This is a genomic window from Pseudonocardia sp. ICBG1293 (assembly GCF_020131355.1).
Classification (GTDB): Bacteria; Actinomycetota; Actinomycetes; order Mycobacteriales; family Pseudonocardiaceae; genus Pseudonocardia.
Window position 1 is genome coordinate 479,645 of sequence record NZ_JAHLEL010000044.1, and the last position, 16,486, is coordinate 496,130.

The 16,486-nt window shown below is 74.8% G+C and carries 15 protein-coding genes and 1 pseudogene; 7 read left to right on the forward strand and 9 right to left on the reverse strand.

Translation table 11 applies throughout. The annotated features are described in order from the left end of the window. Window positions 1–208: 208 nt before the first annotated feature. Together KPF47_RS21995 and KPF47_RS22000 are read right to left on the reverse strand one after the other, a co-directional pair. Entirely contained in the window at window positions 209–1,084 is an 876-nt protein-coding gene (locus KPF47_RS21995; RefSeq protein ID WP_255660267.1) for an alpha/beta hydrolase, read from the reverse strand. A 66-nt stretch (window positions 1,085–1,150) separates the two neighbouring features. Next, the gene (locus KPF47_RS22000) at window positions 1,151–1,786 is read right to left on the reverse strand and encodes a DUF1275 family protein (RefSeq protein ID WP_224390724.1); all 636 of its coding nucleotides are present in this window, start codon (window positions 1,784–1,786) and stop codon (window positions 1,151–1,153) included. Between the two features lie 45 nt (window positions 1,787–1,831). Between KPF47_RS22000 and KPF47_RS22005 the strand changes: the two genes are divergently transcribed. Then, window positions 1,832–2,326 carry a hypothetical protein gene (locus KPF47_RS22005; RefSeq protein WP_224390726.1) on the forward strand — a complete coding sequence of 165 codons (495 nt, stop codon included), beginning with the start codon at window positions 1,832–1,834 and terminating at the stop codon, window positions 2,324–2,326. Window positions 2,327–2,456: 130 nt separating this feature from the next. On the opposite strand, the gene KPF47_RS22010 is transcribed toward KPF47_RS22005, so the two are convergent. Both KPF47_RS22010 and KPF47_RS22015 read right to left on the reverse strand, forming a co-directional pair. Next, complete coding sequence (locus KPF47_RS22010) at window positions 2,457–2,948, reverse strand: Dps family protein (protein ID WP_224390728.1); 492 nt, start codon at window positions 2,946–2,948, stop codon at window positions 2,457–2,459. 127 nt (window positions 2,949–3,075) lie between these two features. Beyond that, entirely contained in the window at window positions 3,076–3,405 is a 330-nt protein-coding gene (locus tag KPF47_RS22015) for a universal stress protein (RefSeq protein ID WP_224390729.1), read from the reverse strand. A gap of 244 nt (window positions 3,406–3,649) precedes the next feature. On the opposite strand from KPF47_RS22015, the gene KPF47_RS22020 reads away from it, so the two are divergent. The 3 genes and pseudogenes from KPF47_RS22020 to KPF47_RS41030 all read left to right on the forward strand — a co-directional run bounded on the left by KPF47_RS22020 (window position 3,650) and on the right by KPF47_RS41030 (window position 6,728). Then, window positions 3,650–4,648 (forward strand): tripartite tricarboxylate transporter substrate binding protein, encoded by a 999-nt coding sequence (locus KPF47_RS22020; RefSeq protein ID WP_224390731.1) that lies wholly within the window; start codon window positions 3,650–3,652, stop codon window positions 4,646–4,648. Continuing rightward, window positions 4,645–5,217: a tripartite tricarboxylate transporter TctB family protein gene (locus KPF47_RS22025; protein WP_224390733.1), complete on the forward strand. Its 573-nt coding sequence runs from the start codon at window positions 4,645–4,647 to the stop codon at window positions 5,215–5,217. Before KPF47_RS22020 ends, KPF47_RS22025 begins: the two co-directional genes overlap by 4 nt. Before the next feature lie 4 nt (window positions 5,218–5,221). Continuing rightward, a pseudogene (locus tag KPF47_RS41030) lies at window positions 5,222–6,728 on the forward strand (tripartite tricarboxylate transporter permease). Here the strand turns inward: KPF47_RS41030 and KPF47_RS22035 are convergent. From KPF47_RS22035 to KPF47_RS22055, 5 genes are all read right to left on the reverse strand, one after another. Continuing rightward, the gene (locus KPF47_RS22035; RefSeq protein WP_224390734.1) at window positions 6,729–7,772 is read right to left on the reverse strand and encodes an LLM class flavin-dependent oxidoreductase; all 1,044 of its coding nucleotides are present in this window, start codon (window positions 7,770–7,772) and stop codon (window positions 6,729–6,731) included. Continuing rightward, window positions 7,769–8,647: a hypothetical protein gene (locus KPF47_RS22040; RefSeq protein ID WP_224390735.1), complete on the reverse strand. Its 879-nt coding sequence runs from the start codon at window positions 8,645–8,647 to the stop codon at window positions 7,769–7,771. Before KPF47_RS22040 ends, KPF47_RS22035 begins: the two co-directional genes overlap by 4 nt. A gap of 76 nt (window positions 8,648–8,723) precedes the next feature. After that, window positions 8,724–10,529, reverse strand: coding sequence for an NAD(P)/FAD-dependent oxidoreductase (locus KPF47_RS22045; protein WP_224390736.1), 1,806 nt, complete (start codon window positions 10,527–10,529; stop codon window positions 8,724–8,726). A 157-nt stretch (window positions 10,530–10,686) separates the two neighbouring features. After that, window positions 10,687–11,490 carry a DUF1684 domain-containing protein gene (locus KPF47_RS22050; RefSeq protein WP_224390737.1) on the reverse strand — a complete coding sequence of 268 codons (804 nt, stop codon included), beginning with the start codon at window positions 11,488–11,490 and terminating at the stop codon, window positions 10,687–10,689. Window positions 11,491–11,532: 42 nt separating this feature from the next. Next, window positions 11,533–12,360, reverse strand: coding sequence for a hypothetical protein (locus tag KPF47_RS22055; RefSeq protein ID WP_224390738.1), 828 nt, complete (start codon window positions 12,358–12,360; stop codon window positions 11,533–11,535). Between the two features lie 100 nt (window positions 12,361–12,460). Between KPF47_RS22055 and KPF47_RS22060 the strand changes: the two genes are divergently transcribed. Genes KPF47_RS22060 through KPF47_RS22070 form a run of 3 tightly spaced genes read left to right on the forward strand, consistent with a single transcriptional unit; the run spans window position 12,461 to window position 16,404 of the window. Next, complete coding sequence (locus tag KPF47_RS22060; protein WP_224390739.1) at window positions 12,461–14,323, forward strand: hypothetical protein; 1,863 nt, start codon at window positions 12,461–12,463, stop codon at window positions 14,321–14,323. 58 nt (window positions 14,324–14,381) lie between these two features. Further along, on the forward strand, window positions 14,382–15,626 hold the full coding sequence (gene dinB / locus KPF47_RS22065; protein ID WP_224390746.1) for a DNA polymerase IV: 1,245 nt from the start codon (window positions 14,382–14,384) through the stop codon (window positions 15,624–15,626). A 49-nt stretch (window positions 15,627–15,675) separates the two neighbouring features. Then, window positions 15,676–16,404: a Clp protease N-terminal domain-containing protein gene (locus tag KPF47_RS22070; RefSeq protein ID WP_224390747.1), complete on the forward strand. Its 729-nt coding sequence runs from the start codon at window positions 15,676–15,678 to the stop codon at window positions 16,402–16,404. Window positions 16,405–16,486 lie beyond the last annotated feature (82 nt).

Genomic DNA, 16,486 nt, shown 5'->3' on the forward strand with positions numbered 1-16,486 from the left:
CCCGCGCCACCCCGCGCGCCACCCCGCACCGCCTCTCCGGGTGTGCACGAGCGGGCCCCTCGTACGAAAGGTTCGGACGAACGACCCGCTCGTGCACCCCCGGAGGGGCGGGCGGGGCGAGGTGGGCCAGGACCAGGGGCGGGGCCGGGGCAGGGCGGGGCGTGGGCGGGGCAGGGCAGGGGCAGGGGGCCGGGCGGGGCGGGGCCGGTCAGGCCAGGGCGGTGCGCAGGGCGGCGCCGGCCTCGTCGAGCAGCGCGCGGCTGTCGTCGACGGCGGCGCCGAACTGCAGGAAGCCGTGGATCATGCCCGGCGACTCGCGCAGCTCCGTCTTCACCCCGGCGGCGGCGAGGGCCGCGGCGTAGGCGTTGCCCTGGTCGCGGAGCGGGTCGAACTCGGCGGTGACGATCAGCGCGGGCGGCAGACCGGACAGGTCGGCGGCGCGGGCCGGGGACATCCGGGGGTCGAGGAGATCCTCGTCGCCGGTGAGGTAGTGGCCCAGGAACCACTCGATCCAGGCCCGGGTCAGCAGTGGTCCCTGGGCGTTCTCCGTCATCGACGGGCTCTCGTCGGCGCTGTCGACGGCGGGGTAGACCAGCAGCTGGAACCGCAGGGCGGGGCCGTGGTCGCGGGCGTGCTGGGCGACGACGGCCGCGAGGTTCCCGCCTGCGGAGTCGCCGCCCACGGCGATGCGGGTCGGGTCGCCGTCGAACTCGGCGGCGTGGGTGTGCACCCAGCCCAGCGCGGCGACGGCGTCGTCGACGCCTGCGGGGAACCGGTGTTCGGGGGCGAGCCGGTAGTCGACCGCCACGACGACCGCTCCGGACCGGTTGGCCAACGTCCGGCAGACCGGGTCGTGGCTGTCGAGGTCGCCGATCACCCAGCCGCCGCCGTGGTAGAAGACCAGGATCGGGAACGGACCGGTGCCCTCGGGCCGGTAGATGCGGACCGGTACGTCGCCGGCCCGGTCGTCACGGACGTCGGCGACCGGCTCGGGCGGGCCGGACACGGACGCCATCCCTCGCATCATCTCGCGGTTCTGCGCGACGGTCATGGTCTCCGGCGGGTCCCCGCCCTGCTCGGCCATAAGGGTCAGGAGGGCTTCCACCTGCGGGTGCAGCGGCACGGTCGGTGCTCCTTCGACGTCGTCGTCCTACGGGGCCACGGGCCCCGCCGGATCATCCTGCACCCGCCGCGCGCCGACGGCACGGACGACGACTGCGGCCGCAGCCAGCACCGCCGCCAGCGCGGGCACCAGCGACGGGAGGTGCCCCAGCAGGAGCCCGCCCGCGACGGCGCCGAGCACGAGGGCGGCGAGCTGGCGCAGCGCGCGCCCGCGCAGCCCGTCCCCGGTCGCCAGGTCGGACACGGCACCGGTCAGGGTCCCGGTCATGTAGGTCGTCGACTGCCCGAGCAGCTGCGCGACGCTGCTCTGGCCGCCCATCGCCAGCGCGGCCCCCGCCAGCAGCGGCAGCGTCGCCCCCGGGGCGAGCGGCCAGGCCACCGCGAGCGCGACGAGCACGACCAGCTCGGCGACGAGCGGTGCCGACACCGCAGCGGGCCACCGACGCCGCGACAGCGACCACAGCCCGACCCCGGCGACGAACCCGGCCACCGCGACGGCCGGTGGCAGCAGCTCCGACGGGTCGGCGACGGCGAGCGCGTGCCCGGCGGTCACGAGGTTGCCGGTGACGACGCCGGCGAACGCACCCCCCAGGGCGACCACCGCCCAGACGTCCACCACCCCGGCGCACGCGGCCAGCAACGCGAGGATCACCGCACGGTTCACCGCGTGATCCTCCCGCGGCGGCGGCGTCGGTGGCACGCTGGGCGGGTGCAGCTGCGTGCGACCTCCACCCCGGCCGGGCTGCTGCGCGTGCGGTACGAGGTCACCGCCGACGGACGGGCCGTCACCGGGTGGAGCGCTCGGGTCTGGCAGACCCACCGCGACCTCGTCATCGACGGGCACCCGTATGCGCTGCGGGCGGAGGGGATCGCCCGGTTCGCCCTGGAGGGCGACATCCGCGCCCACATCCAGCGCTCGGTCGACCATCCGGACGGACCGCTCTCGCGCCCGCGCTGGACCGTCGAGCTCGGCGACCTGACCTACCGGCTCACCGGTTCGGGGATCGGGCACCGGTTCGCCCTGCTCACCACGGCCGACGCGGTGAACGAGGCAGGTCGGGTGTGGCGGGCGGGCGGGCTCCGGCCGTCCTACGGTGCGGATCTGCCCGACGCGCTGCCCCTGCCGGTCGGGGTGTTCGTGCTGTGGTCGGCGATGGCGATCTGGCGGGCGACGGTCGCCGCGGCCGCGACGGCGGTGCACTGACCGGTCGCACGGTCGTGATGTCACCGGACCGCGAGACCGGCGGGCCGGGAGACGGGCGGGCCGGGGCACGGACACGACGGCCCCGGGCGCCGTGGTGGGGACGCCCGGGGCCGCCGTCGGAGGCCGGTGCTCAGACCTCGCCGCGGTAGCCGGCGGCCTGCGCCTGCCACATCCAGCGGGCCTCCTCCAGCGCCCGGCCCAGCTCGATGAGCAGGTCCTCGGTGAGCGGGTCGGCCTTGCCCGCCTGCTCGATGCGCGGACGCAGCCGGTCGACGGTGGTGTCGACGGTCGCGGAGATGGTGAGCACGGTGTCCTGGTCGGACACGTAGCCCGCCGGGTACTCGGGCAGCCCGGTGTCGCGACCCACGGTCCTCGCACGGCCGTCGGGGGCGACGCCGATGGCTGCCGCCCGCTCGGCGACCGAGTCGCCGTGCTCGCGGGCCAGGTCGACGAGCTCGTCGAGGTGCAGGTGGATGTCGCGGAACTGCTTGCCGACGAGGTTCCAGTGCGCCTGCTTGGCGACCAGGGACAGGTCGACGAGGTCGACGAGGGTCTCCTGCAGCACGCGGCCGGTGATGTCGGTGGCGCCGCTGTCGAGCGGGCTGGTGATCGGGGTGGCCATGGCGCTGACCGCTCCTTCCGGTGTCGGTTCGGGACGTGGCGGGGGTGCCCCGTCGCGGGGGTCCCCACACCGGTACGTGATCCGACAGACACCTGGTGAGGCGTGCCTGACCTGGGGAAAGTCCAGCCTATGAGCGCGCCGCGTGGGTCACGAGTACCGGGATCGGCGAGTCCAGGATGATCCGCTGCGCGGTGCTGCCGGTGAGCAGCTTGCCGACCGGGCTGCGTCGCCGTACCCCGACGACGAGCAGCTGCGCGTCCTCCTGCGCGGCCAGGTCGAGGATGGCCTCGGCGGGGTCACCGCCGTCGTCGACGACGCGCACCGCGGTCAGCGGGTCGCCCGCGGCGCGCAGCCCGGCGAGCCGGGCACCGATGGCCGCGTCCAGCGCCGCGTGGTCGTGCGTCGTGGCGTCGTGGGGGTCGGTGTCGAACCGCTCCTGGCGCCCGGTCGCCAGCACCGTCAGCGGGGCCCCCGCAGCCGGGACTCGCGGACCGCCAGGTCCAGGGCGGCGTCGCCCTCGGGCGTCGGGCCGTAGGCCACACAGATCGTCATGTCGCTCCCCATCAGGCGTACGCGGACCGACGGAGACTAACCAGGCGAACAGGACGTTCCGGAGAAAAGTTCATTGTGGTCACAGAGGTCGTCGAGTTTCCGATCCGGACAGTGGAGGACGGAGCGGACGTGTGCCAACGTCTGCGCCCATGCCACGACGGCAGGTCATCGCAGCCCTGGGAATCCTCCTCGTCGCCGCACTCGCGGTGACCGCCTTCGCCGACGCCGCCCGGTCCGGGGAGGGTCAGGCGGCACGCTCCAACCTCACCCTCATCGCGCCCGCGGCCGCCGGTGGCGGCTGGGACCTGGTCGCCCGCGAGGCGCAGCAGGCCCTGCGCACCGGGAACGTCGTCAACACCGTGCAGGTGGTCAACATCCCCGGTGCGGCGGGGACCATCGGCCTGAACCAGCTCGCCGGCCTCGCCGGGGAGGAGACCACGATGATGGTCACCGGCACCGTCATGCTCGGCGGGATCAGCCAGTCCGGCAGCGCGATCAGCCTGCAGGACACCACCCCGATCGCCCGGCTCGCGGAGGACTTCGAGGTCGTCGCGGTCCCGGCGGACTCCCCCTTCCGGACGCTCGAGGACCTGCTCGCCGCCTGGGCGGCGAACCCGGCCGCGCTCCCGATCGGCGGCGGCTCGGCGGGCGGCATCGACCACATGGTCGCCGCCCAGCTCGCACAGGTCCGCGGCATCCCCGTCGAGCGGATGGTCTACACCCCGCACCCGGGCGGTGGGGAGCTCACGCTCAGCCTGCTGTCGACCGCGGCCGGCACCGTCGGCGTCGGGATCTCCGGCTACAACGACTTCCGCGACCTGGTGGAGTCCGGGCAGCTGCGGGTGCTGGCCGTCGTCGCGCCCGAACGCCTGCAGGGGGTCGACGCCCCGACCATGGACGAGCTCGGCATGCCCGAGGTCGACCTGGTCAACTGGCGCGGGCTCGTCGCCCCCGCCGGGATCACCCCCGAGGCCCGCGCGGAGCTGGAGCAGATCGCCCGCGAGATGGTCGGCACCGAGTCCTGGGACGAGGCCGTGACCCGCAACCGCTGGGTGCGCAGCGAGATCTACGGCGAGGACTACGACCGGTACCTGGTCTCCGAACAGTCCCGCATCGACGACCTTCTGAAGGAGCTGGGGCTGTCATGAGCGGCCGTCCTGCACACCTGTCCCGGGGCGCGCTCGTCGTCCCCGCGATCCTGGCCGCGCTGGGGGTGTTCCTCACCTACGGCACGCTGACCATGCAGGTCGTCGGTGACGGTGGCCTGTTCGGGCCGACCACGATGCCCTGGATCGTCGCGGTCCTGTGCTTCGTGGTCGCGGCGCTGCTGGCCTTCGACATCCTGCGCCCACGCCCGGAGTTCGACACCCCGGCCCCGGCCGCGGCGGGCACCGGTGACGGCGACGCCGAGGGCACCCCCGACGGTGAGGGCGCCGCCGGGAGCGGGGCGGCCGGGGACGAGCCGGCCGACACCGGGGTGAACGCCCCCGCCGTGCTGACCGCGGTCGGTGGCGTCGCCGCGTTCATCGTGGTCCTGCCCTTCCTGGGCTGGATCCTGTCCGCGACCGGGCTGTTCGTCGCCGTCGCCGCCGCCCTGGGCAACCGCCGCTGGCCCGCGATGGCCCTCGGCGGGCTCGCCGTGTCCTCCGCGGTCCAGGTCGTGTTCAGCATGCTGCTCGGGATCTCGCTGCCCGCCGGCTTCGTCGGAGGGTTCTGACACCATGGAACAGCTGACCAACCTGCTCGGCGGCTTCGCCGACATCCTCAGCCCCTCCGCGCTGCTGTTCGTGTTCCTCGGCGCGCTGATGGGCACCGCGGTCGGGGTCCTGCCCGGCCTGGGCTCGGCGATGGCCGTGGCACTGCTGCTGCCGCTGACCTTCGTCCTCGAACCGACCAGTGCGCTGATCATGTTCACCGGCATCTACTTCGGTGGCCTGTTCGGCGACTCCATCGCCGGGTTCCTCATGAACACCCCCGGCAACTCCACCGCCATCGCCAGCACCTTCGAGGGCCACCGGATGGCGCTGCGCGGCAAGGCCGCCCAGGCACTGGCCACCGGTGCGATCGGCGCGTTCATCGGCGGCATGGTCGCCTCCGCGCTCGTGGTGTTCTTCGCCCCCACCCTGGCCTCGCTCGCCACCGGGTTCGGCCCCGCGGAGTTCCTCGCCCTCGCCGTGTTCGCCTTCGTCGCGATCTCCGCGGTCGTCGCCGACTCCGCCATCCGCGGCGTCGCCGCCCTCGCGATCGGACTCACCCTCGCCCTGATCGGGATCGACCAGCCGACCGGCACCCCGCGGTTCTCCTTCGGTTTCTCCCCCCCTGCTCGACGGCGTCTCGATCGGCGTGATCACCGTGTCCCTGCTCGCCCTGGGCGAGGTGTTCAGCCAGGCCGCGAAGGTCGGCCGCGCCCAGGAGACCAAGGCCGTCATGCCCACCGGCCGCTGGTGGCTCTCGCGGGCCGAGTTCGGCCAGGCGCTGCCCGCCTGGCTGCGCGGCACCGCGATCGGTGTCCCGTTCGGCGTCATCCCCGCCGGCGGCGCCGAGGTACCGACCTTCCTCGCCTACGGCACCGAACGACGCCTCGACCGCCGCAAGGCCGAACCGACCTTCGGCAAGGGCGCCATCGAGGGCGTCGCCGCACCGGAGGCCGCGGGCAACGCCACCGCAGGCACCGCGATGGGCGCACTGCTCGCCCTGGGCCTGCCCACCTCGGCGACCGCGGCGATCCTGCTCGCCGCGTTCCAGCAGTACGGCCTGCAGCCCGGACCGCTGCTGCTGGAACGCTCCGGGGACATCGTGTGGGCGCTGCTCGCCGGGTTCTTCCTGGCCATGATCGTGCTGCTGATCCTGAACCTGCCCTTCGCGCCGCTGTGGGCGCAGCTGCTGCGGGTCCCCAAGTCCTACCTGTACGCGGGCATCGCGGTGTTCACCGCGTTCGGCGTCTACGCCGCAGGCGCCAGCCAGGTCGACCTGATCATCATGCTGGTGGTGGGCGTGCTCGGGCTGGCGATGCGGCTCTACGACATCCCCGTCGCCCCGGTCCTGATCGCGGTCATCCTCGGGCCGCTGGCCGAGTACTCGCTGCGCGACGCGATGGGCAACTCCGACAACGACCCGGCGGTGCTGGTGTCGAGCCCCATCACCGTCGTGCTCTACCTGCTGCTCCTCGCCGGCCTGGCCTGGACGGCGTGGCGACGCTTCGCCGAGAAGCGCGCCGCCGACGTGTGATCACCCCGCGGCGCGGGCCAGCTCCACGGCCCGCGCCAGCGTGGTGAGGCGCTCGTCGAGCGTCTCCCCCGCCGGGTAGAGCCGGACGGTGTCGACGCCCGCGGCGGCCCAGTCCCGCAGCCGTGCCGCGACCCGCTCGTGGGTGCCGATCAGCGTCGTTCCCAGCACCATGTCGTCGGTGACCAGGGCCGCGGCACCGGTCCGGTCCCCGCCCAGCCAGGCGGCGCGGACCGCGTCGGCGCGCTCGCCCCAGCCCTGGCGGCGGTAGGCGTCGAAGTAGAAGTTGCGCTCGGCCGTGCCCATCCCGCCGAGGCTGAACGCGATGCCGGGCCTGCGGGCGTCGACCATCGCCGCCTGGTCGTCCTCATCGTCGGCGAAGGCGACCTCGGCGCCCTGGCAGACCTCGATCGCGGACCGGTCCCGCCCAGCGGCGCGCAGACCGGTGTCGAGGTGGGCCAGGTAGGCGTCGGCGCCCTCCGGGACGAAGCTGGTGCCCAGCCAGCCGTCGGCGACGCGGCCGGTGAGCTCCAGCATCCGCGGGGACAGCGCGGCGACGAAGACCGGCAGGTCCGGCACCGGGGTGCTCGACAACCGCATCGGGCGGCCCTGTCCGCCGGGCAGCGGGATCGCGACGGTCTCGCCGTCGTAGCGGATGCGCTCCCCCGCGCAGGCGGCCCGGACCACCTCGACCGTCTCGCGCAGCCGGGTCAGCGGACGGGCGAACGGCACCCCGTGCAGACCCTCGATCACCTGCGGGCCGGAGGGACCGAGGCCGAGCAGGAACCGGCCGTGCGACATGTCGTGCAGGGTCAGCGCCGCCTGGGCGATGGCGACCGGCGAGCGGGTACCGACCTGGATCACCCCGGAACCGAGCCGGATCCGCTCGGTGCGGGCGGCGAGGTACCCCAGCGCCGACGGCGCGTCGGACCCCCACGCCTCCGCGACCCAGCAGTCGTCGAGGCCGAGGCGTTCGGCCTCGACGACGAACTCGACGGTCTCGCGCCAGTCGCCGCCGGACGCCTCGACCGTCGTCGCGGTCCTCACCGGGCCTCCCGGACGAGCCCGACCGGGCCGTGCGCGGGCACGTCCCCGGCCGCGAGCACCGCCGCGGCCATCGGCGCCAGCAGCGCGGCGAGCTCCGCGGTCCGCTCCGGGCCGAGGACGGCCCACGGACGGGCGGCGGCCCGGTCGGTGAGCCGCTCGATCCCGTCGTGCTCGTCGGCGCCCTCGGCGGTGAGCGCGCCGGAGGCGTCGATCCAGCCGCGGGCACGCAGGTCCTGGGCGCCGGCCGCCCAGGCCTCGGGGCCGAAGCCGCGGGCGGTGCGCAGCCACTCGCCGTCGGTCTCCCCGGCGGCGATCTTGAGGTGGTGCGCCGCGACCGGGCCGACACCCCGCGCGACCAGGACCGCGACGTGACCGTCCCCGCGGTGCTCGCGCAGCGTCGTCGTCGCCTGCCAGAGGACCGCGAGGTCGTCGTCCGGCCGGGGCAGCGCGGCGTTCGCGGCGGCGAGGACGCGGCCGTCGACGTCGACCTCCGCCGCGGCGGCCCAGGCCAGCTCGGCGGCCCGGCGGAGATCGGCCGGGGCGACGGCGTCGAGCCCCGACCGGCGCAGCGCGGCGACCGAGCCGGCGAGCCGGGCCGCGAGCGCGTCCCCGGGGCTGCCGAGCGACCACACGGCGGGCAGTGCACGCCCGGTCATCGACGGGTCGAACCCGTGGAACGCGGCCGTCACCGGCGCCGCGCCCACCGGCCCCAGCGGGGCGGCGCGCATCGCGAAGTAGCCGCGCCAGAACCCGCGGAACCCGGCCGCGGTGGCCGCGGCCTGCACCTCCGGAGCGAAGTGGACGACGTCGTGGACCGGTTCGAGCTCGGCCCACAGGGCGCGCGCGGACCGGGCCGCACCGGCGGGGATGGTCATCTGCGCAACGTAGTACGGGGTGGCCGCACGTGCGCCGGGCACGCGCGGCCACCCCCGTGGCTCTCCCGCTCGGCGGTCAGGAGAGGTGGTGCCGCTCCTGCAGCCCGTACACCGGGGTGTCGATGCCCGCCGCACGCGCCGTGAGCTGCAGCGCCAGGTACAGCGAGTAGAACCGGCTCTGGTGCAGGTTCCCGCCGTGGAACCACAGGTTCGGCTGCTGGGTGGGCTTCCACATGTTGCGCTGCTCGCCCTCCCACGGGCCGGGGTCCTTGGTGGTGTCCGAGCCCAGGCCCCACACCTTGCCCACCCGGTCGGCGACGTCCTGGCCGACGATGTCGGCGGCGAGGCCGTTCATCGACCGGTAGCCGGTGGCGAAGACGACGAGGTCGGCCTCGAGCTCGGTGCCGGCGGCGAGCTTCACGCCCTTCTCGGTGAACTCCTGCATCTGGCCGCGGACGAGCGGGACCTTCCCGTCGGCGACGAGCTCGGCCGCGCCGACGTCGATGTAGTAGCCCGAGCCACGGCGCAGGTACTTCATGAACAGGCCGGAATCGTCGTCGCCGAAGTCGAGGTCGAAGCCCGCCTTCTCCAGCTTGGCGTAGAACTCGGCGTCGATCTCGCGGACCTTGTCGTAGTTCGGCTTCTCGAACTGGTTCATGATGCGGTACGGCAGCGACGCGAAGATCATGTCCGCGGTGTGGGTGTCGACGCCGTTCGCGACCGCCTCCTCGGAGTAGAGGCCCTTGAGGCAGTACTCCAGCAGCGACTCGGAGCGGATGATGTGGGTCGAGGAGCGCTGCACCATCGTGACGTCGGCGCCGACCTCCCACAGCGACCCGCAGATGTCGAACGCCGAGTTGTTCGAGCCGACGACCACGACCTTCTTGCCGCGGTAGGCGTCCGGACCGGGGTGCTGCGAGGAGTGCTGCACCTCGCCCCGGAACCGGTCGCGGCCCGGGAAGTCGGGGACGTTCGGCTTCCCGGAGACGCCGAGCGCGATCACGAGCTGGCGCGGGCGCAGGGTGATCTCCTCCCCCGCCCTGTCCACCACGACCGACCAGCGGCCCGACGCCTCGTCGAACTCGGCGCTCCTGGCCGTCGTGGAGCCCCAGTAGTTCAGCTCCATGATCCGGGTGTAGAACTCCAGCCAGTCGCCGATCTTGTCCTTCGGCGCGAACACCGGCCAGTTGTCCGGGAACTTCAGGTACGGCAGGTGGTCGTACCAGACCGGGTCGTGCAGGGCGAGGCTCTTGTAGCGCTTGCGCCAGGAGTCGCCCGGCCGCTCGTTGCGCTCGACGATGATCGTCTCGACGCCGAGCTGGCGGAGCCGGGCACCCAGCGCGATGCCGCCCTGACCGCCGCCGATGACCACGACCTCGGGGTCGCGGGTACGCCCCAGCTCGGCCAGCTCGGACTCGCGGCGCTCCTTCCAGGTGACCCGGTCCGGGTTGGCGCCGTGCTCGGTGCCGAACGGCCGGTTCTCCCCGCGGGGCTCCTCGTGGCCCTTCAGCTCGTCGAGGGTGGTCAGCAGGGTCCACGCCCTGCCGTCGACGATGCGGGCGTGCCCGGAGCCGCGACCGACGGCGGTCTCGAAGGTGAACCAGACGTCGGTGACCCCGCCGGCCTCGGTCGGCTCCTTCGACAGCTCCCAGTGCGAGGGGTCGGTCGTCCCGAGGGTCGCGGTGAGCAGGTCGCGCACCCCGTCGTGGTGCTCGACGGTCTTGAGGTTCCAGGTGAACGCGACCAGGTCGCGCCAGTAGCTCTCGTCCGCGAACAGCGAGACGGCTCGGTCGATGTCGCGGGCGGACAGGGCGTCGGCGAAGGCGGTGAGCCAGCCCTCGGCGGTCGTGCGTGCGGCGGACTTCTCCTGCGTCGTGGTCACGGGAGCCTCCTGCGAGCGGTTCGCCACGACCGGGGCGGCGCTCGCCGTCCTGCCGCGGTCGTCGGGGCAACGAACGTGAGTGAACACCACGCACGTGATCCACGACACCGGTTGCGGGGAGGTTGCAACGCGCCCCCACCGCGGCAGGACGACGACCTCAGGCGAGGTCGGGGCGCAGCGGGGTGCGCTCGCCCGCCTCGACGGCCACGTCCAGGGTGTTCCCGGCGGGCGGCAGCGGGCAGGTGGCGTGTGCGGTGAACGCGCACGGCAGGTTCACGACCCGGTTCAGGTCCACCTCCAGCGTCCCGTCCGGTGCCGGGTCCCCGGTCTTCAGGATCCGGCCGCCGCCGTAGGTGGTGTCCCCGGAGGTGGCGTCGCGGAAGTGCAGCGACAGGCCACCGTCCTTGCCGGCCAGCGCCACGAGGCGCTGCGGGGCCCCGGCCCAGGTGAAGGCGACCTCGCCGACCGCGGTCGGGAAGTGCTGGAGCCCGGCGACGACGGCGTCGACCGTCACGGTCCGCGGCGCGTCGTAGGGGGTGAACACGGCGTCGACGACGGCGGCCGGGTCGTGGGGCCACACCGGCACCCCGGTGAACGCGGTCCGGGTGACGGCCTGCGGGTCACGCACCCGCAGCGCCCACGAGTCGGTGCGCCGGGCGATCTCGACGACCCGCTCACCCACCGCCACCATGACCCCGGGCGCACCGTCGACGGGGCGGACGTGCGCGGTCCCGTCGAGCGGGCCCGTCGCACCGGGCAGCACGACCCCGTCGGCCGCGGCGGCGGTGATCGCGACCTCGTCGGGTCCGGCCTCCCGCCACGTGCCGGCCAGTCCCGGGATCACGCCGTCCCCGTCGTCCAGCCAGTGCAGGGCGGTCAGCGAGAGCCAGCCGTGCGGCTCGCGGAGGGTCTCCTCGCGCGCGGCGCGCCACGCGTCATGGGCGGTGAGGGTGCTCGTCATGTGGGGGCAACGCCACGCCGGTGCGGCGGTGTTCCCCGGCCCTCAGTGCACGCGGCGGCGGACCGACTCCGGGTCCGGACGGGTCAGCGCGACCACCCCGGCCAGCGCGACCAGCACGCCCGCCAGCGCCGCGCCCTCCCAGCCCGGCCGGATCCGGTCGCCGAGCAGCGCGATCCCGACCACCCCCGGCACGACCACCTCGGTCACCGACAGCACCGCCGTCGCCGGCCCGACCGCCCCGTCCTGCAGGGCCCGGGCGAAGGCCAGCACGCCGAGCACCCCCATCGCGACCACGCCGTAGACCAGCGGGTCGAGCAGCAGGCCGCCCGCGGTCTCCCACCGGAACGGGCCGGGGTGGATCGCGCGGACGGCCAGCGCCGTACCGCCGAACCCCAGGCCGGCCAGCAGGGCCAGCAGCATCGGCCGCCCGGCCCGCCACACGAACGGGGCGGCGGCCAGGATCAGCGCGAACGACACCAACAGGATCGGGGTGGCCACCGGGGGCAGCGCGTCCGGGCGGTCCGGCGCGGCGCTCGCGGCCACCACGACCAGCCCGGCCAGCACCGCGACGACCGCCCACCGGTCGCGCCGGATCAGGTTCCACGGGTTCCAGCCCTGGTCGGCCAGGGTGGTCAGCGCGATCGCGCCCGCGAGGATCGACTGCACCGCGAAGACCGGCAGGTAGCGCAGCGCGACCACGGTGAGCACCCAGGCGACGACGTCGGCGAGCAGCCCGGCCAGGAACCACGGCTGCAGCCACACCGGGCGTCCGTACTTCGCCAGCCTGCTGCCGCGGGCCTCCCAGAGGGCGGCGACGGTGTTGCCGACCATCGCGGCCGCGGCGATCAGCAGGGCAAACAGTGTGGTCATGTCCGGGCCCATCCTGCCCGCCCCGGGCACGACCCGCTCCGGACACGCCGATCGGCGACCGCGGGTGTGTCGACCCGGGCCGGACGTGCACACTCGGCCCATGCGCATGCAGTTCGGCCCGGACTCCGACGACGAGTTCCACGCGGCCGCCCAGGAGCTGCTCGACGGGTTCGCGGGGTGGCTCACCGAGAACGAGGTGGTCGCCGAACCGATGTCGGCGGAGCTGCTGCTGCAGTACAAGTGGCTGGCCGGCGACGGCGACCTCGCCGACTGGCCGCTGGAGCACGTCGAGACCTTCCTCGACGGCTGGTGCCCGCACGTCGTGCTGGAGCACCGGCTGCCGGTGCGCCTGGTCCCCGCCAGCGTCGCCGCGTTCGTCGAGTACCTCGACGAACGCGGGCTGCTCGCACCCGGGTCGCCGCGACCGTCGCAGGTGCGACGGCTGTGCGGCGAGTACGTCGAGGAGTACGACGAGCTGGAGGCGGGCGCCGGGTCGCCGCTGCTCACCGAGCTGGGCGACGACCCGGACCCGGTGCGGATCCCCTCCCCCGCCGACCGGGCGGCGTCCGCGGCGCAGGCCCGGATCCTCTCCGACGCCCGGGCGCTGGCCGCCTGGTGCGGTCCACGCGGCCGCGCCCTGACCGCGACCGGCAACCTGCGCCTGGCCGACGCCCGTGAGCTGGTCGACCTGCTCGGTACCGGCGACGAGCCGGATCGCGTCGGCCGTCTCGACCGCGCGACCCGGCTGCGGACGCTGACCTGGGTGCTGGAGGCGAGCGCGCGCGCCGGCGCCGTCCGGCGGGAGGCCGGACGACTGGTGGCGGTACCGCGCTTCACCGGGCTCGACGACACATCCGCCCACGAGGACCTGGTACTGGCCGCCCGCGACGTGGGCGCCCTGTCGACCGGATGGCCGCACGGCCCGGCCGAGGACCCGGCCGACCCGGACCGCCCCGACCGGGACGCGACCCCGGCCCTGGTCGAGGACGCCGTGCCCGGCGTGGACGCGGTGTTCACCGGCGAGATCGACGACCAGGCGATCGAGGAGCTGCTGCGGGCCGGGGAGGGCCCGCCGTCGGAGGACGCGACCCCGGCCCTGCTGTTCCTGCTGCGCCACGTCGACGACGGCGTCGACCTGCGCCACGCCCTGGACGTGCTGCTCGACTGGAGCGAGGACGCCGCGGGCGACGCCGACGTGGCCTCGCTGCGGACCGCGGTGCTGCTGGAGCAGCTGGAACGCCTCGGCGTGGTCGCCTGGACCGGGTCACGCCGTGAGCCCGACGGGGCCGGCGGTGTCCGGGTGGGCGGGATCGTGCAGCTCACCCCCGGCGGGGTCGCGTGTGCGCTGCTGCTGCTCGCCGCCGAGGACCTGCACTATCCGACCCGCCCGGACCCGGCGGTCGCCTCGGCCGCGGAGATCGTCGAGCTGGCCGGGGAGGTCCCGCCCGACGAGTGGCGCCGTGACATCGACGCCTGGCACGCCGCCCAGCCGGATCCCGCCCGGGCGGTGTCGGACTTCGTCGCGGCGGCGCTCGCCCCCGGTCAGCCGCTGCTGGTCGCCCTCACCGCGACCGGGGTGGCGGCGGACCGGTTCGGGGCCGAGGCCGTGGACGCCCTGCTGCGCGAGCACCTCGACGGCCCGCACCGCGGGATGGTCGCCCGCCGGCTGGTGGCGCGCGGTGAGCTCGACGCCGACGCCGTCGAGCCGGAGCTGCTGCTGCTCGCCTCGGTCGACGTGCTGGCGGTCGCGCTGGACACCGTCGAGGCGCAGGACTGGCCGGACGCGTTCGCCGCCGAGTTCCCGCCCGAGACCGTCGAGGTGTTCGACGCGCTGTGGCGGCTGGACCACCCGCGGGTCGGCGAGGTCCTGGCCGCGCTGGGCGAGCACCACCCCGATGCCCTGGTGGCGAAGGCCGCGCGCCGGGCCCGGGAACGCTGGCGCAGCCGGACCGGGGGCAGCTGAGGGTCGGCGGAGCCGTCCGTCGCAGCCGCTCGCCGGAGGCGCGACGACATGCGAACATGTGTTCGTGCGCGGCCTGGCCACCATCCTGCATGCCGACCTGGACTCGTTCTACGCGTCGGTCGAGCAGCGTGACGACGCGCGCCTGCGCGGACGCCCGGTGGTCGTGGGCGGTGGTGTCGTCCTGGCCGCGAGCTACGAGGCGAAGGCGCACGGCGTACGGACCGCCATGAACGGCCGTCAGGCACGGGCACTGTGCCCGCAGGCGATCGTCGTCCCGCCACGGATGGCCGCCTACTCCGAGGCGAGCCGCGCGGTGTTCGCCCTGTTCCGCGACACGACGCCGGAGGTCGAGGGGCTCTCCATCGACGAGGCGTTCCTGGAGGTCGGTGGCCTGGGCCGGATCGCGGGCACCCCCCGCGAGATCGCCGCGCGGCTGCGGGAACGGGTGGCCCGGGAGGCGGGACTGCCGATCAGCGTCGGCGTGGCCCGCACGAAGTTCCTGGCCAAAGTCGCGAGCGGCGCGTCCAAGCCGGACGGGCTGCTGGTCGTCGACCCCGACCGGGAGCGGGAGTTCCTGCACCCGCTGCCGGTGCGCAGCCTGTGGGGGGTGGGCGCGGTGACCGCGGGCCGGCTGCACGAGGTCGGGGTACGGACCGTGGCCGACGTCGCCGCCCTCGGCGAGGCGGCGCTGGTCTCCTACCTGGGCCCGGCCGCGGGCCGGCACCTGCACGCCCTGGCCCACCTCCAGGACCCCCGGCCGGTCGACACCCACCGGACCCGCCGGTCGATCGGCTCCCAGCGTGCACTGGGCCGCGGACCGCGCACCGACACCGAGCTCGACGGGATGCTGGCCGCGACGGTGGACCGGCTCGCCCGTCGGCTGCGTTCCCCACGCGGCTCGGACCGGGACGACGCGCTGCCCGTCACCGGCGGCGGCCGGGTCTGCCGGACCGTGGTGCTGCGCCTGCGATTCGGTGACTACAGCCGGGTCACTCGCTCGCACACCCTGCCGGTGGCGACCGCGCACACGCCGACGATCCTGTCCGCGGCGCGGCGGCTGCTCGTCGACGCCCTGCCCGAGATCCACCTGCGCGGCATCACCCTGCTCGGGCTGTCGTTGACCAACCTCGACCGCGACGACGCCCTGCAGCTGGAGCTGCCGTTGGACGCGCACGCCGGTCCGGCCCTGGACACCGCGCTCGACGCCGTCCAGAGCCGGTTCGGCTCGGCCTCGGTGGGACGCGCCAGCCGGCTCGGCCGCGACGAGGGGCTGGAGGTACCGCTCCTCCCCGAGCACGAATGATCGTCAACCCGATGTTGACGACAGGCGAGCGTCAACTTACGGTTGACGCATGAACACGCCGACGCCCCCGGGCACCGCCGTCCGTCTCGACGACCTCATCCGGGCCGTCACCGCGGCCCACCACGACCCCCTGGAACAGCTGTCCGACGCGGTGCTGACCGGGGACCACCTCGGTGAGGTCGCCGACCACCTGATCGGCCACTTCGTCGACCGGGCACGCCGCTCCGGCGCCTCGTGGACCGAGATCGGCCGCAGCATGGGGGTGTCCAAGCAGGCCGCGCAGAAGCGGTTCGTGCCGCGTGGCGACGCCGCTGACGACATGGCGGGCGGTTTCGAGCGCTTCACCCCGCGGGCCCGCGGGGTCGTCGTCGCGGCCCAGGAGTCGGCCCGCGCGGCCGGCAACGACCGGATCACGCGTGAGCACCTGCTGCTCGGTCTGCTCGCCGAGACCCACGGGCTCGCGGTGCTGCTGCTGACCGGGCTCGGCACCGACACCGGCGCGCTGGGCGAGGCCGCCACCGCGGCGCTGCCGGCCCCCGCGGACACCCAGCCCGCGCTCATCCCGTTCGACCCGACCGCGAAGAAGTCCCTGGAGCTGACGTTGCGCCACACGCTGCGGCTGGGGCACCACTACGTCGGCACCGAGCACGTCCTGCTCGCGCTGCTGGAGACCGAGGACGGCGACGGCGTCCTGTCCGCCGCCGGGGTCGACGCCGCCCGCGTCGAAGAGGCCCTGGAACAGGCGCTCACCGCCATGGCCGACCCCGGCACGTCGTGACCGCCCTCATCCGGGTCCCGGCGCGCCACGCGCCGCGTGCGGTGGAGACCCCGCGGCAGCGGCGCCTCGTCCGCCGGTACGG

What these genes read in the sequence shown, in the direction of transcription:
- KPF47_RS21995 (WP_255660267.1), bottom strand. Translation starts at nt 1,084, where the DNA reads ATGGCCGAGCAGGGCGGGGACCCGCCGGAGACCATGACCGTCGCGCAG.
- KPF47_RS22010 (WP_224390728.1), bottom strand. Translation starts at nt 2,948, where the DNA reads ATGGCCACCCCGATCACCAGCCCGCTCGACAGCGGCGCCACCGACATC.
- KPF47_RS22020 (WP_224390731.1), top strand. Translation starts at nt 3,650, where the DNA reads ATGCCACGACGGCAGGTCATCGCAGCCCTGGGAATCCTCCTCGTCGCC.
- KPF47_RS22025 (WP_224390733.1), top strand. Translation starts at nt 4,645, where the DNA reads ATGAGCGGCCGTCCTGCACACCTGTCCCGGGGCGCGCTCGTCGTCCCC.
- KPF47_RS22040 (WP_224390735.1), bottom strand. Translation starts at nt 8,647, where the DNA reads ATGACCATCCCCGCCGGTGCGGCCCGGTCCGCGCGCGCCCTGTGGGCC.
- KPF47_RS22050 (WP_224390737.1), bottom strand. Translation starts at nt 11,490, where the DNA reads ATGACGAGCACCCTCACCGCCCATGACGCGTGGCGCGCCGCGCGCGAG.
- KPF47_RS22055 (WP_224390738.1), bottom strand. Translation starts at nt 12,360, where the DNA reads ATGACCACACTGTTTGCCCTGCTGATCGCCGCGGCCGCGATGGTCGGC.
- KPF47_RS22060 (WP_224390739.1), top strand. Translation starts at nt 12,461, where the DNA reads ATGCGCATGCAGTTCGGCCCGGACTCCGACGACGAGTTCCACGCGGCC.
- KPF47_RS22070 (WP_224390747.1), top strand. Translation starts at nt 15,676, where the DNA reads ATGAACACGCCGACGCCCCCGGGCACCGCCGTCCGTCTCGACGACCTC.